Origin of the sequence: Chryseobacterium sp. 22458, from assembly GCF_052044975.1 — a bacterium.
Classification (GTDB): Bacteria; Bacteroidota; Bacteroidia; order Flavobacteriales; family Weeksellaceae; genus Chryseobacterium.
On record NZ_JBQEOA010000001.1, the window covers coordinates 55,504 to 77,488 of the forward strand.

The following is a 21,985-nucleotide window of genomic DNA, read 5'->3' on the forward strand; positions in this document are numbered from 1 at the left end:
GTAAGGTTGATTTTTTTAAGAGTTCCATAATGTTAAATACAGGGGTAACTTTTAGTGTTTTTTTTATTCTTACAATAGGACTTTCAATTTTGATGTATAAATATTTTGAAATACCTACAACAAAATTAAGGGATGGACTGTTAAAGGGTAAGTCACAAAATATAGAAAGCATTTCTACATAAAAAGTCGGGAAGTTTTCATTTATTTCAAAGTATATAGTGGGAAAGAAGTTTTCAGAATGTAAAGAATTATAATGGTTTCAAATCCTTCAGATAATGGTTTTGAATTTTGAAATCGGTATTATGATTCGTATTTTTGTTATGAATTTAAAAACACTTCAAATCCATATACTATGACTATGAATCTATTCAATAAGTTTAAGAGTCTGTCGGCTTTCGTTGTTCTGGGACCTTTGTGCTTTGCACAATATCAGTTTGAAATCAAGAATGTTTCGAAAAATTATAGCGCTGTCATTCATTCTGAAAATTGTTATGAAAGCAGGTGTACAGACAAGGGAACAGTAGAACTGTTTAATAACAGCAATACCAAAGTGCAGACCTTTGTATCTGATGACCTGGTCATAGACCTAAAGCCGGATCAAAAGCCAAAGCCAGGAAAAATGATGGAGCTGACCAAAGACCAGAACTCTATTATCATAGATGATTTTAATTTTGACGGTACCGAAGATATAGCCGTAAGGAACGGAAATATGGGGAACTATCACAGTGCTTCTTATGATGTATATGTCTTCAACAGTACCAGAATGAGCTTTGTAAAAAGTAAAGAGCTTACAGACCTTGCATCAAACGGATTTGATTTTTTTGGTGTTGATTCCCAACGCAAACGCCTGACTACTTTCGGAAAATCCGGTTGCTGTGATCTTTTTACTACAGAATACGTCGTAATCCCCAATAAAGGGCTGGATAAAGTTTTTGAAAAAGAAGTGGATATGACCAATGAAGATCGTGTAAAAGTGATTACGAAAGAAAAAATAAAGAATAAATGGGTAACCAAAACCAAGATTTACTCATCAGAAGAATATAATAAATTAAAGTAAGATGAAGATACAGAAAGAGATCGATTTTATTCTGGCCGTAGATGCCCTGAAGAATGTTCAAAGAAGGAATTATAATGCGGATGATACCAGAAGAGAGAATACAGCAGAACACTCATGGCAGATCATTATCCTGGCGCAGATCCTTTATCCCTATGCTAAAAACCGGGCAGATATCGATCTTTTAAGGGTGATCAGAATGCTTTCCATTCATGATCTGGTAGAAATTGAAGCGGGAGATACATTTCTTTTTGATGAAAAAGCCATGGTAGGAAAGTTTGAGCGTGAAAAAGCCTCGGCACAAAAAATCTTTGGAATCCTGGATGAACCTTTGCGTACGGAATTCTTTAATCTGTGGCTTGAGTTTGAAGAAGAGAAAACACCGGATGCTATTTTTGCGTGTTCCATTGATAGAATCATGCCGTTTATTCTGAACTCCCATACCTCAGGAAAAAGCTGGACAGAAGCCGGGGTTACCGAAAAACAAATCAGAAATATGCTTGAAAATGCAATTACAAGAGCTTCGGATGAAATGGGGGAGGCTTTTGAGCTGCTGCTGAACAGAAGCCTGGAAACTGAAAAGGTTTTAAAGTAAATATTTTAAGCAGGAAAATAATAGATTCGGGCGGCCAAAGGCCGCCCGAATCTATTTATAAAATCTGAATTGGTTTTTTGAATTCATCAATGGCAACAAAAGTGAAGTCACCTACGATAGCCTTTTCTCTTTCATAAGAATACATCTGCTCTGTGTAGATCTCAACACTTACTTTCATACTGGTTTTTCCAACGTATGAAACTCTTCCGATCAGTTCTACAATCGTTCCGGCAGGAATAGGCTTTTTAAAATCGATCTTGTCACTGCTTACGGTTACTACTCTCTTTCTTGCAAAACGGGTAGCTGCAATAAAGGCTACTTCATCCATCAGCTGCATGGCTGTACCTCCGAAAAGAGTATCATAATGGTTGGTGGTGTTTGGGAAAACCGCTTTAAAGATTCTGGTTTCGGCAGCTTCAATTCTTTCTTCTGTAGTCATATTTCATTATTAATTAAAGCGAAATGAAATTGTATCAAAACAACAGAATAATGACAGGAACCTGGGAAATTCCTGAAACAATCCATCAGATCAATAAAACTTCAGATCGCGAAAGTTTTTTGTTTAAGAAAAAGGCAGGTCTCCTGACTTGTAACATCTTTTATCTCCTTCCCATGCCTCGCACAGTGGATCTTTTGATAAAGATTTCAGTTACTTACAGTTGCGCGACAGTCCGTGATTTTCACACGGTTCCCTTTTAATCTGCTGCTAGGCAGAACCAGTTTCTGTGATGAATAAGCGTTAAACTTTTCGGGGGCAAAAATAATGAATTTATTCCGGATTATGGTAAATAATCTGGCTGATCACTCTTCCTTTCTTGATGGTCCACAGGGTAGTATATCTGTTTTCCCCGGTACCATTGATCATATAAAGAAAAATATTATCATTGTCTAGGGCGGTTACTCCTACGTTTTCAAAATCCATAGTCGGCTGAAACATATTCTTGATCGCTTCTCTTACGAAAACCGAACCTCTTCCCGGCTGTTGTACCCGGATCGATTTGATCTCTGTCATTCCTTCAGGAAGATCATTCCCTATTCCCCATGGCTTTACTTTGTCGATGGTAAGAAGTTTGCCTTCTGCATCTTTTTCTTTCTTACGGTAACCGGCATTGGAAGGGTAGACATCGATCACTACTTTGCTTCTCTGGGCTGTAGGAACCTTCGGGTCGGAGTTGTCTGTGAAGATCATTGATCTCCCGTTCTTAGACTTCGATGGGGTATAGGCCGGAAGCTGGTCTATATAAGCAATCCGTTCTTTATTTACCATCCCTTCCCTGTCAAGGGTTTCGTAGCGTACAAACGGCTTATCTTCATCCTGTTTTTCAGGATATTTGATCCAGATCCATTCCGTTTCTCCGGGAGCGGGCTTTACATAAACAAATACATCCCCTTTACGCATACGGATTTTATCTACAATTTTTCTGTAGTTATCTTTATGTACACGTACATTGGCATATCCTTCCTCTGCTTTTACAACTCCAAAAGGAACCTTATTCTGGCCTTTAACAAAGGTTAGAGAAAAAATACTGAATGCGGACAGATAAAATGCTTTGTTGATGAAAGTCATTGCGAAAATTTTTTGATCCCCAAATATATAAATTAAATGCGGAAGAGAATGATCTTGCAGTACTTCCTGCTATCTTTTATGATTCAGATGTCTGTTTTGAAGGCCCATAAATAGATTCGGGGGCATTTTTAAGGAAATATGAAAATATTCCGTAGAAAAGAAGAATGACCAGAAATAAAACGGCCGCTAAATAAAAAGCAGTTCCAAAACCATAACTGATCGTTACTCCGCCCCCTAATCCCATTCCGATTGTATTGTTTCCAAGTCCCTCCATTTTGGATTGAAAGGTCCAGTAAAATATTAAAAAAGAAAGAAGGCCTATCAAAGAAAATACAATATGATACAGGTATTTCTTCCTGACACTTTTTATCAGCTGAACAATAATTCCTGCAATGGCAGCCAGAAATGCAATAATAATAAGAGGGCTGGGAGGAATATTTTCATTATCTTTTTTATCCTGGGATTCATTCAACGGCGAATATTCACTGTCTGTATCTGATGACTGACTGGCGGTCTCATTCCCGAATGCAGAACCAAAAGGGGAGTTCTTTTTCAGGTTTTCTTTCATCCGTTTACTCATATCTTTTTTGGAAACTCCCGTGATCAGATCTGTTCCTTTGAGAGACATCAAAGTGGTGTCACCACATTTTATCAGAAAAAAAGGAAAGAAAAAACACAGGATGATCACCGTATAACTTGGTATCGGCAACAGATCTGAAAGTACTTTTAATGGTTTCATAAATTATTGTTTTCCTTAAAAATAGGAAAAATATCAGATAAGACATAAAAAAGAGAGCACTTATCAGTACTCTCTCTTTGTTTATTTGCGTTAATGTAATTTCAAATCACTTAAATTCTCTCAAGCTCATCCGCATCAATCGTCGTCTTAAATGTGCCGTAATTGACAATCACCTTGTTTCTGGAAATCTTTTCAATCGTTCCTACACTTGTACTTCCTGTGATACGCACACGCTGGCCTATCTTCATCCAGACGGCACGATCGCTTTTACGTTTCTCTTCAAGCTTTTCATTGGTTTCGGCAATTTTTTCAATGACCTCTTCCTTTTTAAGCTGCTGAGTGATCTTTCTCTTTACAACCTGAAGGCGTTTTGATTCATCTTTGTCTGCCCCAAGCTTTCTGAATTTTTCCTGTTCCAGCAGTTTTACAAAGTCTTTCACAACATCTTTTCTCGACTTTCCTTTGGTATAGCTGTCAATGAAAGTCTCAATTTTGTTTCCAAACTGAAGCTTACGATGCTCCTCTTCATACAGTTTCTGGAAATTAAACAGTTTCTGCTGAAGCTGGTCGTTCAGTTTCTGAAGGTTATCACGCTTATCTTCTACAGATTCTTTTCGTTCAGCAAGGTCGGATTTCAGTTTTTCAACTTCGAACTTTTCCTGCTGCAGCTTTACGATCGTTTTATCCAGATTCACAATATCATGTTCCACCTTTTTCTTGGCAGAATGAATAATAAACCTCGGGATTTTGTTCTTCTCAGCCACCTCAAAAGTAAATGAACTTCCTGCCTGACCTACTTCCAGCTTATACATCGGTTCCAGCGTCTCTTCATTGAAAAGCATTGCCGCATTCTGAGCATTGGGAAGCTGTTCTATAACCAGTTTAATATTGGTATAGTGCGTAGTGATGATGGCAAAACTCTTCTTATCATAGAAAAACTCCATGAAACTTTCTGCCAAAGCCCCGCCCAATTCAGGATCGGAACCGGTTCCAAACTCATCAATCAGTAGAAGGGTGTCTGAATCTGCCTCACGAATGATCCCGGACATTTTCTTCAATCTTGATGAATAGGTTGATAAATGGTTTTCAATGGATTGATTATCACCGATATCGGTCATAATTTTCTCGAAAAAGAACATCTCTGATTTCGGATGAACAGGAACCAGGATACCGCTCTGAATCATCAGTTGCAATAATCCAACGGTCTTCAGAGTAATTGATTTTCCTCCTGCATTCGGTCCGGAAATACAGATGATTCTGTTGTGTTCCGTTAAAGTCAGGGTTTGTGGGTGGATCGTTTTATTCTCTACTTTGTTTCTCAGCCATAACAGTGGATGAAAGGCATCCCTTAATCTCAATGTTTTATGACGGTTGATCTTTGGAAGCACTCCATTGATCAGGTCTGCAAACTTAGCCTTAGCCCTTACCAGATCAAGGTCAAAAATATACACCTGATATCTCCAGAGTTGAGGTTGAAACTCTGCCAGTTCAGCAGTAAGCTTTCTCAGGACCTTATCGATTTCCTTTTTCTCTTCCTCTTCATTCTCACGAAGCTTGAAGTAGTGTTTTACAACACTGTCCGGTTGAATATAAGTGATAGAACCGGTTTTGGAAATTCCCAGGGTTCTTCCGGGAACTCTTTTCTTAAATCCGGATTTTACTGCTAAAACCCTTTGATCATCAATGATTGTTTCCCGTATATCATCCAGAAAGTCGCTCTGCCCATACGTGGTAAGAGCTCTGTTGAAGTTTTCCTGAATCGCTTTTTTAGCATGCTGGATTTCAGTTCTTATACCTTTTAAAGTTGGGGAAGCCTCACTTTTTACTTCACCAAAACGGTTGAAAACCTTATCTACCTTTTCAATAATCTCTTTTCTGAATTCCAGTACTGAAGCTTCTTCCATAAGGGTAGGAAAAGTTTCCGGCATGGTAGGAAAGAACTTTTGCAGTTTTCCGATCTGTTCCGTGATGGTTTTGATTTTGATGAAAGCACTGTTTTCCAGACGGTAATTTTCAATCAGCATCAGTTTCAGCTCACTTTCAATATCTTCATATTCATCAAACGGAATCGCATTTGAACTTTCAAAACTCGACAGATATTCTGAGGTTTTTTTCAGTGAAAGTTCCGCCTCGTCAATTTCCATCGGACGAAGTTGAAGAATTTTTTCTCTTGTTTTCGGAGAATACGCAAATGGGGAGATTTCCGCGAGCAATTGCGGAAACTCTAATTCGTCTAAATCTTCTTTATCTATATACACAGTGCAAATTTAGTGAGAATTTTGATTATTACGTATATTTGAGTGATTTACAAAATAGATTAATAAAGAATTTATACTCATTCTATTATTTTTTACAGCCAATCTGTGCGTCCGGCACTATGATACCAAAATAAGCCTTATATTGCAATAACTAAAAAAGATCCATGAGACTATTACTGTTTGCCCTGCTCTTTCTTTCAGCAGGTGTCCAGGCTCAGATCAAACAACATGAGAATGGAAGAGTGAATAAAGTTCAAAAGAAAACAGGTTTTAAAAAGACGAAAAAAATTCAGGCCAAAAATTATGGTCTGAAAAACTTCCGGGATGATGAAGTAAAAAGAATCATTAACCTCAGTCAGCAAAATGATAACACTACTAAAAAAGAGATCGTAAGAAAAAACAGTGGTGGATATGAATACTTTAATTATGAAGAAACCCGTTCTTCAAGAACCAGACTGTACCTGTTTATATAGCTGTAAATAAAGAGGAACCGGATATTTCGAATAATAAATACTTTACATGAAACTTGAAACAGAACGGCTGATCCTGAAAGAAATCGATGAAAGCTATACTGATGATATTCTGAAGATCCGGAGTAATTCTTACATCAATCAATATGTAAAAAGAAACTCACCTAAAAATAATTACGAAGCGCTGGAGTTTATTCTTCATATCAAAAATAAAAGACGGAACAGTGAGATGCTGTTTTGGGGAATTTCTTTCAAAGATCAAAGAAACCTCATAGGAACCATTTGTTTATGGAATTTTTCAGATGACAGACAAACAGCTGAAGTCGGATACGAACTTTTACCGGATTATCATAAAAAAGGGATCATGAGCGAGGCACTGCAGGGTGTTTTGAAGTTCGGATTTGAGGGGCTGAATTTACAGACCATTCTGGCTTATACCCATCAATCCAATGAAGCATCGCAGTCATTACTGTTGAAACATCATTTTATTTTAGAAGAAGGTAAGAAAGACAATAAGAACTCAGAAAATGTTATCTTTAGATTAAGCAGGACATGATAAAAAATCAGTAACTCTGTATTTCTGTTTCAGAAACTATCTGTTACAGAGGCTGGTCTGCCATGAAAAGTAAAGATATTTGAGGGTGATCTATGCTTTTATTTTAATATTAATTACTTTTGCAGTATGACCTGGACAGAAATTTTAGCCCCGATAAAAAGTACGGAATACTTTAAAACCCTTTGGGAGAAAGTAAAGAACGAGTATGCAACCACAAAGGTTTTTCCACCGAAGAATCAGATTTTCAGAGCGCTGGAACTTACGGCTTTTGATGATGTGGAAGTAGTAATTATCGGCCAGGACCCTTATCATAATGATTATCAGGCCAACGGATTGTGCTTTTCTGTTTCCGAACAGGTGGCTGCACCGCCTTCCCTTAAAAATATTTTTATTGAGCTCAAAGATGATCTGGGAGTCGTACGTACTTCCAAAGAACTGGATGATTGGGGAAGACAAGGTGTTCTGCTTTTGAATGCTACGCTCACGGTTCGTGCGCATTCACCCAATTCACATAAAGATCTGGGATGGGAAAAATTCACTGATTTTATTATTAAGGAAATTTCCGATAAAAAAGAGAATGTGGTTTTTGTATTGTGGGGCGCTTTTGCACAGAAAAAAGCCGAACTTATTGATCCGGCTAAACATTTTATTCTGAAATCGGCACACCCTTCGCCATTCTCCGTTTACAGAGGTTTTTTTGGAAGCAAGCCTTTTTCAAAAATCAATGAATACCTTGTTTCCAAAGGAAAGAAGCCTATTTCCTGGTAGTATCTGAAGAATTGTCACCTTTTTTGATGGTAATTCCAATCTTGTATTTTCCGTTCAGAGCTTTTGTTCCTTCCTGTGATTTAGGATAAGGAGCTACATCCTGTAAAGTAATGGTATATCCGTTAAAAACAGCAGATTGCTTATAATTTCTTGATGGGAAATCTGTACTGGCAAGATTCAGGATACGGGGCCTTGTAGAAGTTCCCATCACTTCAATCTGTGCCAGAGCAGCACCTGCCCATATGCAGTTTACTCCCTCGGGGCAGCGGCTGTCTTCAGATATGCCTTTGAAAGTTACATTCATCTGATATTCTTCCAGAAACTTATTTTCTCCTTCACTGAAATAAATGATACCTTGCTGCTGATCTCCGGATGAAGTGGTTTTCACAGAAGGTTGTATTTCAGAAGTCTTTACAGCTGTTTTATCTTTTTTCTGGGCATTGCATCCTGCTAATGCAAATATCCCTAAGGTAAGGATGATGGCTTTATGGAACATGATTTCTATATTTAATTATTAAATAACATTAAGCATATCAAGTAGTACTACCAAAAACATTGCCACTCCTACAACAAAACTAAACCCGGTTCCGTAGATGAACCCGATCAAAGCGCCTTTAGTAGACTGAAGGGCCTTATTCATATCCTTGCTGTCATGAAGAAGTTCCCCAATAAAAACACCGGCAAACATCCCGATCAGGAAGCCTAACGGAATAGGAATGAAGATCCCTATAATAGTTCCAACTACAGAGCCGATGCTTCCCCAGCGGGTTCCTCCGTACTTTCTGTTAGTCTTTGCAGGAATCACGTAGCTTAAAACAGCTGATATGGCAGTAAGGATCCCGAAAGCCCATACATAGATCATCGGAAGATCTGCATCTGTCCCGAACTTATAGATCAGAAGCCCGCAGATACTCAGCAGAAGCCCGGGTAAAACCGGAAGGAACGTTCCCAGTATACCGACAAACAGTAAAATAAGACAAAGTATATTAATAATCGTTGTATCCATTTCTTTAAATATGAGCGAAGATATGAAACCTCTCTGATTTGGCAATCATTCATATTCATGAAAATTATGAAAGGTCTTGGCAAGCAGCTGGAGTTAATACAAAATATGGTACTGGTTTTAAAATTTGGGATGAAAATTGATGATGAATAAAAATCATGATTCTTAATTTCATAAATTTGCTGTAATGAATGACCAGTTACAAGAAACCAAAAACTTTATACAGGAGCTGAGCGAGCAGCTTTATATTTATATCACCCGGATCTCACCATCCGGTACGGATTGGATTTTTCATATTATTGTAAAATTAAGTTTACTTCTGGTCTTACTTTTTATTGTAGATTTTGCTTTTAAATTTATCATCAATTTTGTCTTTCGGTTATTTCATGACGAAGAAAAATTTCCGATCCTGAAGTCTATTTATCAGTCAAAAATTACAAACTCTGCGGCACATTTTGCGGCTCTGATTTTGGTAGGAGCAGTACAGGGGTCTATATTTCCTGAAAATGCTTTACCCAAAACTACTGTCTTTATCATAAGATGTATCAATCTGGGGCTTGTTTTGGCTTTGGCCGGAATGCTTTACAGGTCGCTGACTGCTTTCAGGAATTATTTCAGCATAAAACAGGATTTCTATAAAATTATGGCGCTCAATGCCATTTCGGAAACGGTAAAGATTTTAGGACTTTTTATATTTACCGTAGTGGGTATCTGTGTGATCTTCGGGATAAAAGGAACCACTATTGTTGGAAGTCTCGGGGCAATTACAGCGGTGCTGGTACTGGTTTTCAGGGATACTATCCTTGGATTTGTGACAGGGCTGCACGTGGCTACATCCAAAAACTTAAAAGTAGGGGACTGGGTAAGCATTCCCAAATACAATATTGAAGGAAATATCACGGAAATTAACCTTCTGACCACCAAAATTACCAATTTTGATAAAACGGTTTCTACGATTCCTACCTATGACCTGATGACTACAGAGATCAAAAATATGCAGGTAATGTCTGAATCCAATACCAGAAGAATTAAAAAATCAATTTATTTTAATATCAATTCCTTTAAGTTTTTAACCGATGAGGACATTGAACGTTTAAAGGAAATCAACCTGATTTCAGATTATCTTGAAGAGAGAACTACAGAGATCAGAAAAGAAAAAGAAAGCCTGGAGCATAAAGATAAAATTGTGAACGGAAGACAGCTTACCAATATCGGAGTTTTCAGATATTATGCACAAATGTATATTGAGAACGATCCTGATATAGACAAGAATGGTACCCGGATGGTACGCCAGCTGGATATTACACCACAAGGTTTACCTCTCGAGGTGTATTGCTTTACCAATGATTCCCAATGGGTGCGTTTTGAGCAGATTCAGGCTGATATTTTCGACCATTTGCTGGTAGCTTCCAAAGAATTTGAGCTTCAGGTAATGCAGGTAAGTGTAAAGGTATAAAACAGAAATATAGTAAGTCAGGATATCTGGCTTTTCGATCAATTTTAAATTGAAATGATAATGAATTTAGACAGTCAAAAAAGAAGTATAAAGATCTGGACATACTTTCAACTTCTGACTTCTGATTTCTTATATATAACATCTAAATAAAAATGACAAAACTAAGCGTAAACATTAATAAAATTGCGACGTTACGAAATGCAAGAGGAGGTGAAACACCAAGTGTTACAGAAGCGGCTGTAAAAATTCAGGAATTCGGAGGGCAGGGTATTACCATCCATCCCAGACCTGATGAAAGACATATTACAAGAAAAGATGTCTATGACCTGAAGCCGTTGGTTACGACTGAGTTTAATATTGAAGGAAATCCTCACCAGACCTTTATTGATATGGTACTGGAAGTGAAGCCTGAGCAGGTAACACTGGTGCCCGATGCAGATGATGCCATTACTTCCAATGCGGGCTGGGACACCAGAAAACATCAGGATTATCTCACGGAGATCATTTCCGAATTTAAAAAAGCAGGAATCCGTACCTCCATCTTTTTAGATCCTTTGCCGGAATTGGTAGAATATGCAGCGAAGACAGGTGCAGACAGAATTGAGCTTTACACGGAAGCTTATGCAAAAAACTATCTTACCAATAAGGAAGAAGCAATAAAACCTTATTACGATACAGCAGTTGCTGCCACTCAGTTCGGATTAGGCATCAATGCCGGGCATGATTTAAGCTTAGATAATTTAAAATATTTCGCGGATACTATTCCGAATTTACTTGAAGTATCTATTGGGCATGCTTTAATCTCTGAAGCTCTTTATATGGGATTGGAAAATACGGTTCAGGCTTATTTGAAAAGACTGGCAAAATGGTAGAAAATATGGAAATTTTAAATTCAAAAATATTCGGTGAAGGCTTAACGGATACACCACTTCTGGTATTCCACGGCTTGTTTGGAATGCTTGATAACTGGGGAAGTTTCGGGAAAGACCTGGGAGAATATCTTCCGGTGCATCTGATTGACCTGAGAAACCACGGAAGAAGCTTTCATTCTGAAGGGATGTCCCATGATGACCTCGCAGATGATATTGCCCGTTATATGGATCATTATGGCATTCAGAAAGCTCATGTTTTAGGACATTCTTTAGGAGGGAAGGCTGTAATGCAGTTTGCCATCAGATATCCTGAGAAAGTTGAGAAACTGATTGTAGTAGATATTTCACCAAAAGCATATCCACCGCACCACCAGGGGATTATAAAAGCTTTGGAAAGTGTAGATTTTAATACGGTAAGTTCAAGGAATGAAGTGGAAGAGGTCCTGAGTCAGTATATCCCGGAAAAGTCAACCATACAGTTTTTAACCAAAAACCTGTATTGGGATGAAAATAAAAAGCTGAATTGGAGATTTAACCTTAAAACATTATCTGAAAAATATACAGAATTTGTTTCCAATGCCATTAAATTTGGTGTTTTTGAAGGGGAGACTTTATTCATTGCAGGGGCAAAATCGAATTATATTCTGCCACAGGATGAGTTTGGAATCAGACAGCAGTTTCCAAAAGCTAAAGTAGTAACCGTGAAAAATGCAGGCCATTGGGTGCAGGCTGAAAATCCGGTTGATTTTGCTAATGTGGTGAAGGAGTTTCTGGAATTAAATTAATTTTATTCTCTGATTTTCAGTAATATGTTAAAATTTTATTAAAGTTTGATATTATTTCTCTGTTGGATGAATTTTTTGTACTTTGGTTAATCAAAAAAATAAAATTATTAACCTATGGAAAACAAAAATTCAAAGAAAAAGCCATTTTTCGCAACATTCTTAGAAAAACAGATCAAAGATCCTGAAAATGTAAAAGGAGGTACAATCACCTCAATTAAAATTGATGATGTCACTTCGCTTCTTAAAGACCAGGTTATTGTAACTGCAGCACTTGAAGACGCCGTAAGTACACCTCTTAATGATAATGTGACACTGAAATACCCTTCAGATGGTGACGACCATGTTCTGGAGGTAGAATTGTAGTCATAGAAATCTGAACTTAATCATTTATCAAACCAAAAACTTTAACATTATGGAAAACAAAAATTCAAAAAAGAAACCGTTTTTTGCATCTTTCCTGGAAAAGCAAATTAAGGACCCTGAAACTGTAAAAGGAGGTACTGACGTATCAATTCCTGAAAGAGATGTGATCACTAAGCCGGCAATAGACATTGTAACTTCTCCTAAAGATGATATGATGCATACGCTGAAATATCCTTCTGACGGTGATGATGATGTTATTATTGTTCCACTATAGAAGTAACACACTATCAATCATAATAGGGGAAACTTAATGTTTAAGTTTCCCTTTTTAATAAAAACCGGCCAATGATTCTCTGTATCACCCATTCACAGGACTTTTATAATATCGAAATCTTTTTCGAATACCTCTCTTCCAAAAATATTCCTTATTTCAGACTGAATTCTGACCGCCTGAATCATTTTCAGAAAATCAGTATCAATGAAAATTCCTTTGAACTCACCGATGAATCCGGAAATACAATCCATTCTGATGATATCAAAGGAGTATGGCACAGGAAAGCATGGAGAATAAGTGTTCCGGAAGAACTGGATGAAGATTATGTGAAAATATTTCTGAATGAATATGGAAATCTCCGATATAATCTGATCACTACCCTGGAAGATATTCCCTGGATCAATCCTTATGAAAACGAAAAAAAAGTTGACGGCAATAAGATGCATCAGCTGAAAGTAGCCCAAAAAAACAATTTAACGATTCCCCAAACCATTTATTCCAATGATGATGAGAAAATAACTTCATTTTTTCATCAGTACTGTGAAGGGAAAGCAATTGCCAAGCTTCATGGCGTGACGGCAAAAACAATGAGTGGTGAGAATATGATCTCCACAACAATTATTGAAGAAGAAACTTTGGAACACCTTTCGGATATTGCATACTGCCCAATGATTTTTCAGCCTTACATCGACAAAGAGTATGAATTGAGAATAGTCTATGTAGACGGTGAATTTTTCACAGGAATGATCAATAACAGTGAAAATGCAGATTGGAGAATAGCCCGGGAAGGTTATTTCTGGTCAGCTTACGAGCTTCCTGATCCTGTCAGAAAGAATCTGACCTCTATGATGAATGAAATGGGACTTTATATCGGGGCTATCGATATGATCAAAGGAAAAGACGGACAATACTACTTCCTTGAAGTCAATCCACAGGGCGAGTGGGGAATGCTGCAAAAAGAGCTTGGATTTCCCATAGCAGAAAGAATTGCCGATAATCTTATCAAAAGAATTAACTTCCATGAATAAAATTTTAATTATTACTCATACTGCAGATAATTTTTCAATTGAAAAAGTAACAGAATACATCGAACAAAATAACTGTGAGGTTATCCGTTTTGATGTTGATTTATATCCTTTAAAAAATAAATTGTCAACTGTTTTCCAGGATGGAGAATGGATCAGTATTCTTGAAACACCGGATAGCCGATATCGCTTAGATGATATCTCTGCCATCTGGTACAGAAGAGCTTACAATATAGGAAACGGTCTGAAAGAAGAAATTGAATCTAAATTTTACGGAGCAGCAATGGGCGAAATCCGAAATACCCTTTTCGGTTTCTTCGAAGCAGTGGATGCTTACTCATTAGGTAAACCTGCTGTGTACAGAAGGCTAGACAGTAAGGAAGAACAATTGAAGATTGCCAGCAAAATAGGCCTGACCATTCCGGAAACCTGCCTGACCAATAATCCTGAAGAAGCAAAGAAGTTTATCCTGAAACATCAGAATGTAGTAGCTAAAATGCAGACAGGCTTTGCCATCTATGAAGATGGAGTGGAAAATGTGGTCTTTACCAATGTTGTGAGCGAAGATAAGCTGGAACAGCTGGATTCGCTTCTTTACTGTCCGATGCAGTTCCAGAAGATGATTCAGAAGAAAAAAGAGCTTCGTATTACCATTGTAGGAAGAGATGTGTATGCATTTGAAATCGACTCGCAGAAGTATGAAGATGCTAAAATAGACTGGAGGAAAGATGGAATCAATCTGATCGATAAATGGGACAGAATAGAGCTTCCGGCAGATGTGGAATCAAAATTACTGGACCTTTTAGATGTTTATCACGTGGATTATGGAGCCATTGATATGATTGTATCTCCCGAAGATGAATATTACTTCATCGAGATCAATGCGGCCGGTGAATTCTTCTGGCTGGATAACCTTACAGAAGGAAACCTTATTTCAAAAAGTATTGCAGACGTTCTCTGTGACAAAGCACCAAGAAGAAATAATATGGTGCTGGTTTAAACATATTTTTAAAAGCTATAGAAGTCCTGAAAGAATTAGAAAACTTTCAGGACTTCTGGTTTTCGGGACTTCCGGCAAATCGAAGATTTGCAGGAAGTACCGAAAAAAATAAAATTCTCAATTGAAAATCTCCGATTTTCAAAAACTTCAGTGTACTTCTTCTATGTAAAACTAGTCACTTAAAAAAATAAAGTGTACAAAAACTTTTGTGCCTTTTGACTTCGTCGAATCTTCGATTTGTGGTTAAAATATTCTTATATCTTTTAACAGCTCAATTTGTACGGCTAGATTTCTTACGAAATGACAAAGTGTGTATAAATTACAAATTCAGTACGCATAAAGAAAATCTTCGATTTTCAAAAACTTCAGTGTACTTCTTCTATGTAAAACTAGTCACTTAAAAAAAAAAGTGTACAAAAACTTTTGTGTCTTTTGTGGTTTAAACCATTCTACAGGATCATATTTATCATTTTCAAAATGATAATATTGGTTAAATAAAGTTGAATTTTGCTTTAAAAATCGCAAATTTGCAAAAGCAGTTTTTCAAAGGAACTTTGGCAGGAACCTGAAGAATTGCCGGATAGAAAATATTGTCATATTTTAGTCAGCAATCAAGTAAAATAATTAATGGTTTTTGTAACGGGTGCAACCGGAATTCTGGGAAGAATAATCGTTCTTGAGCTTCTTAAAAGAGGTAAAAGTGTACGTGCTTCCAGGAGGACAGGCAGCAATTTAAACGAAGTAAAGCATTCATACAGCTTTTATACAGATCATCCCGAAGATTTTTTTAATAGAATCGAATGGGTCAACGTAGATTTTGATGACCTGGATTCTTTAAAAGACGCTCTGAAGGGTGTGGATGAGGTGTATCATTGTGCAGCAAAAGTGAGCTTTCATCCCAAAGATGAGAAGGAAATGTACCATACGAATATCAAAGGTACAGAAAACCTGCTGTATGCCTGTGAGGGATCTGATGTTAAAAAATTCCTGCATGTAAGCTCAGTAGCCGTTTTGGATAATTTCAATGAGAAAGGAGAGTTGGATGAAGAGTCTGATTTTAACCCAAAACTGGAACATTCTGCCTACGCTATTTCTAAACATTTGTCTGAAATGGAAGCATGGAGAGCTTCTGCCGAAGGACTCAATGTGGTGATCATCAACCCGGGAATGATTGTGGGCAGCGGAAACTGGACGCAAAGCAGCGGTGAGCTTTTTTCTACTTTTGAAGACAATAGCTTTACCTTCTCAGGAGGGTCCGCTTACGTAGATGTAAGAGACGTTGCAAAAACGGCCGTTGAACTGATGGAAAACAATATTTTCGGAGAGCGGTTCATTATTGTTGCTGAAAATAACAGATATGCTGATCTGGCCGGACAAATCAGAGGAAGGTTAGGACTTAAAGATGCCAGAATCCTTTCAAAATCTGTATTAAATATCGGGAGAATTGCCAATACCCTTTTCGGATGGCTGATCCCAAAACTGAGAATGGTCACTAAATCTAATATTGAGGCCATCTCTTCATTCAACACCATTTCCAATCACAAAGTCAAAGAAAAGCTGAATTATCAGTTTATTCCTGTAAAAGAAAGTATAGACTTTCACCTGAACAATTATATTAACGACAAAAAGTTGAAGAAATGAATCTTGCGGAGGCAATTATCCTTAAAAATGTAGAAAAGCATCCTATAAAAGCTGCTATTGGTTTCAAAAAGAAAGAAGCAGCCTGGAAAGAGCTGAGCTGGAAAAAATTCAGTGAGATTATTTTTAAAACAGCAAATGCACTCAAAGAAGCAGGAGTTCAGGAGAATGACAGAGTAGCGATCTATTCAGACAATTCCTCAGAGTGGATGATCTTTGATCTGGCTTCAATGTCTATTGGAGCGGTTACAGTACCTGTTTATTCTACCAATAATGCGGAACAGGCAGAATATATTATTGATGATTCCGGAGCTAAAGCCGTTTTAGTGGGAAATCAGATGCAGTATGATGCCTGCCTGGAGCTTTTACATAAAGAATCCAACAATCTTGAAACCATTATTGTTTCCAAAAAAGCAGTATGGATCAAAAAAGAATTCAACAGTTTTTACCTGGAAGACTTCATTGCCAAAGCTTCACCAAAACTGGAGATCTGTAAAAAAGAATATGAAGATACAGCCACACTGATCTATACATCAGGAACTACAGGAACCCCGAAAGGCGTAATGCTTACCCATGGAAATTTCATAAAAGCATTCGATTCCCACTTTGAGTTTTTTAAATTTAAAAACTTCCAGGAGGAACTTTCTCTAGCCTTCCTTCCTTTAAGCCATGTGTTTGAGAGAAGCTGGAGCCTACTTTGTCTGTATGGTGGTGCCAGGGTCTATTTTCTTGAAGATCCTAAAAATGTGGCCAAAGCATTGGAAGAAGTAAAACCAACGATGATGTGTGCTGTTCCGAGGTTTTTCCAGAAAGTATATGCCGGAGTACTGGAAAAAGCGGAAGAAGGTTCATCTCTGAAGAAAAAGATCTTTGACTGGGCTTTAAAAACAGGATGGGAAACTGCAGAATTAAGAAGAAATGAAAAGTCCATTCCTTTTGGATTGAAATTCAAAGAGTCTATAGCAGATATGCTGGTCTTCAGTAAAATCAAAACAAAAATGGGGGGAAGACTTTGGTTTTTACCTTGTGGCGGAGCCTCTTTATCATCGGAAGTAACCAGATTTTTTGAGTCTGTAGGAATTCACGTAACAGTAGGGTATGGTCTGACGGAGACAACAGCAACGCTTACGCTGTTTCCATTAACCCATTTTGAACATGCTACCAGCGGAAAACCATTGCCGGGAGTAGAACTTCGTATAGGGGAGAGTGACGAGATTCAGGCCAAAGGAAACGGGATCATGAAAGGATATTATAATAAACCTGAAGAAACCCGAAAAGTATTTACGGAAGATGGTTGGTTCAAAACCGGAGATGCCGGGAAATTTGATGATAAAGGCAATCTGATCATTACAGACAGAATCAAAGACCTGATGAAGACTTCCAACGGAAAATACATCGCTCCGCAGCAGATTGAAAACCTTCTGACCAATAATAATTTTATCCAGCAGATCATGCTGATTGCAGAAGGAAGACAGTTTGTTTCTGCCCTCATCGTTCCCAATTTTGAATTTTTACAGGATTATATCAAAAAGAATAATATTCCTTTTACAAACTGGGAAGAAGCAGTAAAAAATGAAAAGGTGATCAGCCTTTACAAAGAGAAAATCAAAGAACTGCAGAACCATCTTGCAGATTATGAAAAAGTAAAGAAATTTACTTTGATGCCGGCAGAATTTGATATCAACACAGGAGAAATTACCCCTACGCTGAAAGTAAAAAGAAATGTTGTTCTTAAAAAATATGCAGATATCATAGAGAAGATGTATTAAAATACAATAGAACTCTCAAAATAATCCTGATTGTAACCACCTGTTTCACAGTTGAATATTGTGAAAACCTCCTCCTCAGGAGCGATGGCAAAAAGTCAAAGAATTTTTGACGGGATGGTTTAAAATAATCACTTAAATCAAACTATGACAACACAAGAATTTATAGGAAAAGAAAATTTTACAATTCATACCCAGACAGTTTCAGAAAGCTGCCCGTCTAATATTGCCCTGATCAAATACTGGGGGAAATATAAAGACCAGATTCCAGCCAACCCAAGCATCAGCTATACCCTTAATCATTGTAAGACCAATACTGTCATAGAGTTTACAGCGAATGAAGATTTCTCTGTACAGACTTTCCTGGCGGGAAATGAGGAAGTGAAATTTGCTGAAAAGATCGAAAAATACTTTAAAAATATCGAGCAGTACCTTCCATGGATTTTAAAGGGAAGATATATCATCAGAACAGAAAATACATTCCCACACAGTTCAGGAATTGCAAGCTCGGCTTCCGGATTCGGGGCCATTGCAAAATGTCTGATGGCATTGGATGAAACATTCACAGGAAAAATTTCAGAACAGGAATCCCTGAAAAAAGCTTCATTTTTAGCAAGATTAGGAAGTGGTAGTGCCTGCAGGAGCCTTTACAACGGTCTTGTTGTATGGGGAAATACAGATGAGGTAGAAGGAAGTTCAGACCTGTTCGCTGTACAGTATCCGAATACGGAAATTCATGATATTTTCAGGAGTTTTAATGACTGGGTATTATTGATTCATGAAGGTCAGAAAAGCGTTTCCTCAACGGTCGGCCACGGTCTGATGAATACCAATCCTTATGCAGAAAGAAGATTTCAGGAAGCAAGGGAAAATTTTGTTCCGATGAAGGAGATTCTGAAGACGGGAGATATGGAAAGCTTTATCAAATTGGTAGAACACGAAGCACTTACTCTTCATGCGATGATGATGATGAGTGATCCTGCTTTTATTCTGATGAAAACAGGAACCCTGGAAGTGATCAACAAGGTCTGGGATTTCAGAAAAGAAACCGGGCTGCCTTTATTCTTCACATTGGATGCAGGAGCAAACGTACACCTCCTTTTTCCGGCTGACGGTTCCGAGGAAAAAGTCAAAACCTTCATTGAAACTGAATTATTGCAGCATACCCAGAAAAATGGAGTCGTGAAGGACGTGATGAAGTTTTAATAAACAATAAAAAAGTGGATCAAAAATCCACTTTTTTATTAATCTTCGGTAACTACGGTCTCCCTTTCTCCGTCTTCCTGTTTACCTTCCTCTATCATGATTTCAGCTTCGGCTTTCTCTTCAGAAGTGGCCGTTTCTATCAGTTCTTCCTGCTCATCGTTGTGATGGTCTATGAAAAATTCACAGTAGACCGGAAGATGATCCGAACCAAAATTTTCCAATGTCTTCAGCTGTTTGATAAAAATATCTTCACTGTGAAACATCAGATCGATAGGAAATCTTAAAAGGCGATATTTGGCATGGAAAGTAGAGACAAAAGAATGGCCGATTCTCGGATCAATCAGATGGCTGGTTTTCCTGAAAAGTACAGATGATCTTGACCAGGCAACATTATTGAAATCTCCTACTACAATAACCGGTTTTTTGATATCTTTTACACGGCTGTACTGAGAAGATCACCATCTCTTTCCTTTGAAGTTTCCTCCTCCGTAGGGCTTGGCGGCGGAGGGTGAACCCCGAAGAAAACAAAAGAAAAACCATCATGAGTTCTCATATGAATTTCAATACTCGGGATATCATCCGCTACAAAATAATGCGTTGTAGCTTCCTTAATTTCAATTTTGGAATAGAAATGCATTCCGTAGGTATTTTCAAGCGTTACTTTATGTTGGAAAGGATATTCTTTTTCTATCTTGCGCATCGCTTTTTCCCAGTCACCATTGCTTTCCATTGTCATAAAGAAGTCCGGACTGTATTTTTCAATAAGCTTAATGAATCTGTCATATTCTTTATTGAACTGATACACATTGGCAGAAACGAAATGAAGCTTTTCGGAAGACTTATGACGCTGCTTATGTTTTTTTACAGGATAAAGAGGTGTGTATCTGATCAGGATATGGCTGTGATGTACAAATAAAACCAGAAGGAGCCCCTGATAATACCATAAATAATCTGTAGAATCAATGGTGAATCCTAATAGAAAAGTAAAAAGTATTAGATAAGTGACCTGTATTTTAGCGAATTCAGGAATACGGAAAACCCAGTGAGAATGCTGAATCTTCGGAAGCAGTGTCATGACCAGTAAAAGTATGGCCAGAATCATATAAATAATCCACATATAAATGCTTTGGCTGAAATAATTTTTGTTACAATTTAAGGAAAATGAATTTTAAATTCTGTTTATCAATTTAAAATTTATTTTACATATTTTTATCTATCTAAATTTATCCCATGAATAAACTATCAGGAATCTTTCTACTGCTCGGAGCTTTCTGTTTTGGACAACAGAATCAGGAAATAGAAAAGCCCATCCGTAATCTGTTTCAGGCTATGAAAAACACAGATACCGCATTAATGAAATCTGTTTTTACAGAAAATGCAGTACTTCAGACTGTTACAAAAGACGGTACGGTAAAGAGCGACAGCATACAGGATTTTATTACCTCTGTTTCTAAATTTTCAAAGGGAGATCTGGATGAAAGAATTGTGATTGAAGCAATTCATACAGATGGAAACCTTGCCAGTGTATTTACGCCGTATTCTTTCTATTTAAAAGAGAAGTTATTACATTGTGGAGCGAACAGCTTTCAGCTGGTAAAGCAAAATAATGAATGGAAAATTCAGTATATTATTGATACGAGAAGAAAAGATAAGTGTAAAGAAATACAGTAAATGAGAAACAAAAATCTGATCTTTAATCCTGTTTTTTTGATTTGTCTGGTTATTCTGTTTCTGAATGATCATTTTTTTAAATTTTATTATACAAGCTGGTTTACAGGAAAACTATCTGATGTTGTCGGGATTATTCTTTTGCCGATGCTTTTGACCTATCTGATTCCGGGATTAAAGCATAAGTCTGTTTGGGCAGCGGGAGTATTATTTGCTTTCTGGAAGTCTCCTTTCTCGGAAGCTTTTATTAATGCTTATAATCATATTGCTCCTATAGGCATCCATAGAGTGGTAGATTATACGGATCTGTTGGTCTTAATGTTGTTACCGGTTCCTTATTTTTTGATTAAAAATGATAGTTTTATCAATAATTTCAGCATTAAAAAGTTAAATCCGGCTGTAGTGTTGTGTCCTGCTCTTCTTATTCTGATGTCGACCTCTCCGCCAAGAGATTTCCGGTATAACAGATATTCCGGGAATGTTAAATTTGATAATCTTCTTGTTGAAGTAAAGAAAACGGATGTGGAAATTTTGGACGAATTCAAAAAAAGAAATATCCGGATTTATAAAGATACTGCGAGAATAATCAGAGAGTCCGAATTTGAAGTGTTGAGAGTAGGAAAAATGAATGCCGGGAACCTTAAGAACGGAAAAAATGTTTTTGAATTTAATAATGATTCTTTAAAAGCCCTTTTGAACCGGAGGATTAAAGAAAGTCCTGAGTATAAAATTGACGAAATGGAGATAGGATCAGGTTCCCGGGTAAACAATGTACAGCTTTCCATATGGAAACACCCTAAAGGCAGTCAGATTGTTGTACATTCCATGCTGGTAGAAAAGAACCTGGACAGTATCCAGGTTGATAATAAGCTCAGAAGGATTTATAAAAAACTGATGCTGCAAAAACTTAAAGATTTATAAA

The 21,985-nt window shown here is 37.3% G+C and carries 25 protein-coding genes and 1 riboswitch; of the genes, 17 read left to right on the forward strand and 8 right to left on the reverse strand.

Features of this window, described 5'->3' with window-relative positions:
- The first annotated feature begins 352 nt into the window (after positions 1 to 352).
- Together ACTJJF_RS00280 and ACTJJF_RS00285 are read left to right on the forward strand one after the other, a co-directional pair.
- The gene (locus ACTJJF_RS00280) at positions 353 to 1,057 is read left to right on the forward strand and encodes an XAC2610-related protein (protein WP_440698271.1); all 705 of its coding nucleotides are present in this window, start codon (positions 353 to 355) and stop codon (positions 1,055 to 1,057) included.
- Between the two features lies 1 nt (position 1,058).
- A complete protein-coding gene (locus ACTJJF_RS00285) occupies positions 1,059 to 1,649 on the forward strand; it encodes an HD domain-containing protein (RefSeq protein ID WP_065398735.1) in 591 nt (196 codons plus the stop codon).
- 55 nt (positions 1,650 to 1,704) lie between these two features.
- Here ACTJJF_RS00285 and ACTJJF_RS00290 read toward each other — a convergent pair whose 3' ends face one another.
- The 4 genes from ACTJJF_RS00290 to ACTJJF_RS00305 form a co-directional block, all read right to left on the reverse strand.
- Positions 1,705 to 2,088 (reverse strand): acyl-CoA thioesterase, encoded by a 384-nt coding sequence (locus ACTJJF_RS00290; protein WP_065398734.1) that lies wholly within the window; start codon positions 2,086 to 2,088, stop codon positions 1,705 to 1,707.
- A gap of 116 nt (positions 2,089 to 2,204) precedes the next feature.
- A riboswitch (cobalamin riboswitch) is annotated at positions 2,205 to 2,385 on the reverse strand.
- Positions 2,386 to 2,418: 33 nt separating this feature from the next.
- Positions 2,419 to 3,216 (reverse strand): hypothetical protein, encoded by a 798-nt coding sequence (locus ACTJJF_RS00295; RefSeq protein ID WP_440698272.1) that lies wholly within the window; start codon positions 3,214 to 3,216, stop codon positions 2,419 to 2,421.
- A 76-nt stretch (positions 3,217 to 3,292) separates the two neighbouring features.
- Positions 3,293 to 3,955, reverse strand: a complete 663-nt coding sequence (locus tag ACTJJF_RS00300) for a hypothetical protein (protein WP_440698273.1) — start codon at positions 3,953 to 3,955, stop codon at positions 3,293 to 3,295.
- Positions 3,956 to 4,065: 110 nt separating this feature from the next.
- Positions 4,066 to 6,213 carry an endonuclease MutS2 gene (locus ACTJJF_RS00305; protein WP_312296357.1) on the reverse strand — a complete coding sequence of 716 codons (2,148 nt, stop codon included), beginning with the start codon at positions 6,211 to 6,213 and terminating at the stop codon, positions 4,066 to 4,068.
- 164 nt (positions 6,214 to 6,377) lie between these two features.
- Here ACTJJF_RS00305 and ACTJJF_RS00310 point away from each other — a divergent pair, with 164 nt between their 5' ends.
- From ACTJJF_RS00310 to ACTJJF_RS00320, 3 genes are all read left to right on the forward strand, one after another.
- Positions 6,378 to 6,686, forward strand: a complete 309-nt coding sequence (locus ACTJJF_RS00310) for a hypothetical protein (RefSeq protein ID WP_440698274.1) — start codon at positions 6,378 to 6,380, stop codon at positions 6,684 to 6,686.
- Positions 6,687 to 6,732: 46 nt separating this feature from the next.
- On the forward strand, positions 6,733 to 7,239 hold the full coding sequence (locus tag ACTJJF_RS00315; protein WP_440698275.1) for a GNAT family N-acetyltransferase: 507 nt from the start codon (positions 6,733 to 6,735) through the stop codon (positions 7,237 to 7,239).
- Positions 7,240 to 7,365: 126 nt separating this feature from the next.
- Complete coding sequence (locus ACTJJF_RS00320; RefSeq protein ID WP_312296362.1) at positions 7,366 to 8,007, forward strand: uracil-DNA glycosylase; 642 nt, start codon at positions 7,366 to 7,368, stop codon at positions 8,005 to 8,007.
- On the opposite strand, the gene ACTJJF_RS00325 is transcribed toward ACTJJF_RS00320, so the two are convergent.
- Both ACTJJF_RS00325 and ACTJJF_RS00330 read right to left on the reverse strand, forming a co-directional pair.
- Positions 7,994 to 8,503, reverse strand: a complete 510-nt coding sequence (locus ACTJJF_RS00325; RefSeq protein ID WP_312296363.1) for a hypothetical protein — start codon at positions 8,501 to 8,503, stop codon at positions 7,994 to 7,996. The genes ACTJJF_RS00320 and ACTJJF_RS00325 overlap by 14 nt on opposite strands.
- A gap of 18 nt (positions 8,504 to 8,521) precedes the next feature.
- Positions 8,522 to 9,013, reverse strand: coding sequence for a DUF456 domain-containing protein (locus tag ACTJJF_RS00330; RefSeq protein WP_440698276.1), 492 nt, complete (start codon positions 9,011 to 9,013; stop codon positions 8,522 to 8,524).
- A 184-nt stretch (positions 9,014 to 9,197) separates the two neighbouring features.
- Between ACTJJF_RS00330 and ACTJJF_RS00335 the strand changes: the two genes are divergently transcribed.
- The 10 genes from ACTJJF_RS00335 (at position 9,198) to ACTJJF_RS00380 (ending at position 19,395) form a co-directional block, all read left to right on the forward strand.
- A complete protein-coding gene (locus tag ACTJJF_RS00335) occupies positions 9,198 to 10,466 on the forward strand; it encodes a mechanosensitive ion channel family protein (RefSeq protein ID WP_312296366.1) in 1,269 nt (422 codons plus the stop codon).
- A 152-nt stretch (positions 10,467 to 10,618) separates the two neighbouring features.
- Positions 10,619 to 11,338 carry a pyridoxine 5'-phosphate synthase gene (locus tag ACTJJF_RS00340; protein ID WP_312296368.1) on the forward strand — a complete coding sequence of 240 codons (720 nt, stop codon included), beginning with the start codon at positions 10,619 to 10,621 and terminating at the stop codon, positions 11,336 to 11,338.
- Positions 11,332 to 12,123 (forward strand): alpha/beta fold hydrolase, encoded by a 792-nt coding sequence (locus tag ACTJJF_RS00345; protein WP_440698277.1) that lies wholly within the window; start codon positions 11,332 to 11,334, stop codon positions 12,121 to 12,123. Before ACTJJF_RS00340 ends, ACTJJF_RS00345 begins: the two co-directional genes overlap by 7 nt.
- A gap of 114 nt (positions 12,124 to 12,237) precedes the next feature.
- Positions 12,238 to 12,486 carry a microviridin/marinostatin family tricyclic proteinase inhibitor gene (locus ACTJJF_RS00350; RefSeq protein ID WP_312296370.1) on the forward strand — a complete coding sequence of 83 codons (249 nt, stop codon included), beginning with the start codon at positions 12,238 to 12,240 and terminating at the stop codon, positions 12,484 to 12,486.
- Positions 12,487 to 12,535: 49 nt separating this feature from the next.
- Positions 12,536 to 12,760 (forward strand): microviridin/marinostatin family tricyclic proteinase inhibitor, encoded by a 225-nt coding sequence (locus tag ACTJJF_RS00355; RefSeq protein ID WP_276162882.1) that lies wholly within the window; start codon positions 12,536 to 12,538, stop codon positions 12,758 to 12,760.
- 71 nt (positions 12,761 to 12,831) lie between these two features.
- On the forward strand, positions 12,832 to 13,788 hold the full coding sequence (locus ACTJJF_RS00360; RefSeq protein ID WP_312296374.1) for an MvdC/MvdD family ATP grasp protein: 957 nt from the start codon (positions 12,832 to 12,834) through the stop codon (positions 13,786 to 13,788).
- The gene (locus tag ACTJJF_RS00365; RefSeq protein WP_440698278.1) at positions 13,781 to 14,785 is read left to right on the forward strand and encodes an MvdD family ATP-grasp ribosomal peptide maturase; all 1,005 of its coding nucleotides are present in this window, start codon (positions 13,781 to 13,783) and stop codon (positions 14,783 to 14,785) included. The genes ACTJJF_RS00360 and ACTJJF_RS00365 overlap by 8 nt, the downstream gene beginning before the upstream one ends.
- A 627-nt stretch (positions 14,786 to 15,412) precedes the next feature.
- Complete coding sequence (locus ACTJJF_RS00370) at positions 15,413 to 16,426, forward strand: NAD-dependent epimerase/dehydratase family protein (protein WP_440698279.1); 1,014 nt, start codon at positions 15,413 to 15,415, stop codon at positions 16,424 to 16,426.
- Positions 16,423 to 18,192, forward strand: a complete 1,770-nt coding sequence (locus ACTJJF_RS00375; RefSeq protein WP_312296379.1) for an AMP-dependent synthetase/ligase — start codon at positions 16,423 to 16,425, stop codon at positions 18,190 to 18,192. The genes ACTJJF_RS00370 and ACTJJF_RS00375 overlap by 4 nt, the downstream gene beginning before the upstream one ends.
- Before the next feature lie 144 nt (positions 18,193 to 18,336).
- A complete protein-coding gene (locus ACTJJF_RS00380; RefSeq protein ID WP_440698280.1) occupies positions 18,337 to 19,395 on the forward strand; it encodes a diphosphomevalonate/mevalonate 3,5-bisphosphate decarboxylase family protein in 1,059 nt (352 codons plus the stop codon).
- A gap of 38 nt (positions 19,396 to 19,433) precedes the next feature.
- On the opposite strand, the gene ACTJJF_RS00385 is transcribed toward ACTJJF_RS00380, so the two are convergent.
- Both ACTJJF_RS00385 and ACTJJF_RS00390 read right to left on the reverse strand, forming a co-directional pair.
- Positions 19,434 to 19,823 carry an endonuclease/exonuclease/phosphatase family protein gene (locus ACTJJF_RS00385; protein WP_440699218.1) on the reverse strand — a complete coding sequence of 130 codons (390 nt, stop codon included), beginning with the start codon at positions 19,821 to 19,823 and terminating at the stop codon, positions 19,434 to 19,436.
- 5 nt (positions 19,824 to 19,828) lie between these two features.
- The gene (locus ACTJJF_RS00390) at positions 19,829 to 20,512 is read right to left on the reverse strand and encodes an endonuclease/exonuclease/phosphatase family protein (protein ID WP_440698281.1); all 684 of its coding nucleotides are present in this window, start codon (positions 20,510 to 20,512) and stop codon (positions 19,829 to 19,831) included.
- 113 nt (positions 20,513 to 20,625) lie between these two features.
- On the opposite strand from ACTJJF_RS00390, the gene ACTJJF_RS00395 reads away from it, so the two are divergent.
- Together ACTJJF_RS00395 and ACTJJF_RS00400 are read left to right on the forward strand one after the other, a co-directional pair.
- Complete coding sequence (locus ACTJJF_RS00395) at positions 20,626 to 21,066, forward strand: nuclear transport factor 2 family protein (RefSeq protein WP_312296384.1); 441 nt, start codon at positions 20,626 to 20,628, stop codon at positions 21,064 to 21,066.
- The gene (locus tag ACTJJF_RS00400; RefSeq protein WP_440698282.1) at positions 21,067 to 21,984 is read left to right on the forward strand and encodes a hypothetical protein; all 918 of its coding nucleotides are present in this window, start codon (positions 21,067 to 21,069) and stop codon (positions 21,982 to 21,984) included.
- Position 21,985 lies beyond the last annotated feature (1 nt).

Excerpts from the sequence above, each read along its gene's own strand:
- ACTJJF_RS00375 (WP_312296379.1), top strand. The coding sequence starts at position 16,423 with ATGAATCTTGCGGAGGCAATTATCCTTAAAAATGTAGAAAAGCATCCT.
- ACTJJF_RS00290 (WP_065398734.1), bottom strand. The coding sequence starts at position 2,088 with ATGACTACAGAAGAAAGAATTGAAGCTGCCGAAACCAGAATCTTTAAA.
- ACTJJF_RS00280 (WP_440698271.1), top strand. The coding sequence starts at position 353 with ATGACTATGAATCTATTCAATAAGTTTAAGAGTCTGTCGGCTTTCGTT.
- ACTJJF_RS00345 (WP_440698277.1), top strand. The coding sequence starts at position 11,332 with ATGGTAGAAAATATGGAAATTTTAAATTCAAAAATATTCGGTGAAGGC.
- ACTJJF_RS00310 (WP_440698274.1), top strand. The coding sequence starts at position 6,378 with ATGAGACTATTACTGTTTGCCCTGCTCTTTCTTTCAGCAGGTGTCCAG.
- ACTJJF_RS00390 (WP_440698281.1), bottom strand. The coding sequence starts at position 20,512 with ATGTGGATTATTTATATGATTCTGGCCATACTTTTACTGGTCATGACA.
- ACTJJF_RS00330 (WP_440698276.1), bottom strand. The coding sequence starts at position 9,013 with ATGGATACAACGATTATTAATATACTTTGTCTTATTTTACTGTTTGTC.
- ACTJJF_RS00325 (WP_312296363.1), bottom strand. The coding sequence starts at position 8,503 with ATGTTCCATAAAGCCATCATCCTTACCTTAGGGATATTTGCATTAGCA.
- ACTJJF_RS00335 (WP_312296366.1), top strand. The coding sequence starts at position 9,198 with ATGAATGACCAGTTACAAGAAACCAAAAACTTTATACAGGAGCTGAGC.
- ACTJJF_RS00365 (WP_440698278.1), top strand. The coding sequence starts at position 13,781 with ATGAATAAAATTTTAATTATTACTCATACTGCAGATAATTTTTCAATT.
- ACTJJF_RS00370 (WP_440698279.1), top strand. The coding sequence starts at position 15,413 with ATGGTTTTTGTAACGGGTGCAACCGGAATTCTGGGAAGAATAATCGTT.
- ACTJJF_RS00360 (WP_312296374.1), top strand. The coding sequence starts at position 12,832 with ATGATTCTCTGTATCACCCATTCACAGGACTTTTATAATATCGAAATC.
- ACTJJF_RS00315 (WP_440698275.1), top strand. The coding sequence starts at position 6,733 with ATGAAACTTGAAACAGAACGGCTGATCCTGAAAGAAATCGATGAAAGC.
- ACTJJF_RS00320 (WP_312296362.1), top strand. The coding sequence starts at position 7,366 with ATGACCTGGACAGAAATTTTAGCCCCGATAAAAAGTACGGAATACTTT.
- ACTJJF_RS00285 (WP_065398735.1), top strand. The coding sequence starts at position 1,059 with ATGAAGATACAGAAAGAGATCGATTTTATTCTGGCCGTAGATGCCCTG.
- ACTJJF_RS00380 (WP_440698280.1), top strand. The coding sequence starts at position 18,337 with ATGACAACACAAGAATTTATAGGAAAAGAAAATTTTACAATTCATACC.
- ACTJJF_RS00355 (WP_276162882.1), top strand. The coding sequence starts at position 12,536 with ATGGAAAACAAAAATTCAAAAAAGAAACCGTTTTTTGCATCTTTCCTG.
- ACTJJF_RS00295 (WP_440698272.1), bottom strand. The coding sequence starts at position 3,216 with ATGACTTTCATCAACAAAGCATTTTATCTGTCCGCATTCAGTATTTTT.
- ACTJJF_RS00340 (WP_312296368.1), top strand. The coding sequence starts at position 10,619 with ATGACAAAACTAAGCGTAAACATTAATAAAATTGCGACGTTACGAAAT.
- ACTJJF_RS00300 (WP_440698273.1), bottom strand. The coding sequence starts at position 3,955 with ATGAAACCATTAAAAGTACTTTCAGATCTGTTGCCGATACCAAGTTAT.
- ACTJJF_RS00395 (WP_312296384.1), top strand. The coding sequence starts at position 20,626 with ATGAATAAACTATCAGGAATCTTTCTACTGCTCGGAGCTTTCTGTTTT.
- ACTJJF_RS00350 (WP_312296370.1), top strand. The coding sequence starts at position 12,238 with ATGGAAAACAAAAATTCAAAGAAAAAGCCATTTTTCGCAACATTCTTA.
- ACTJJF_RS00400 (WP_440698282.1), top strand. The coding sequence starts at position 21,067 with ATGAGAAACAAAAATCTGATCTTTAATCCTGTTTTTTTGATTTGTCTG.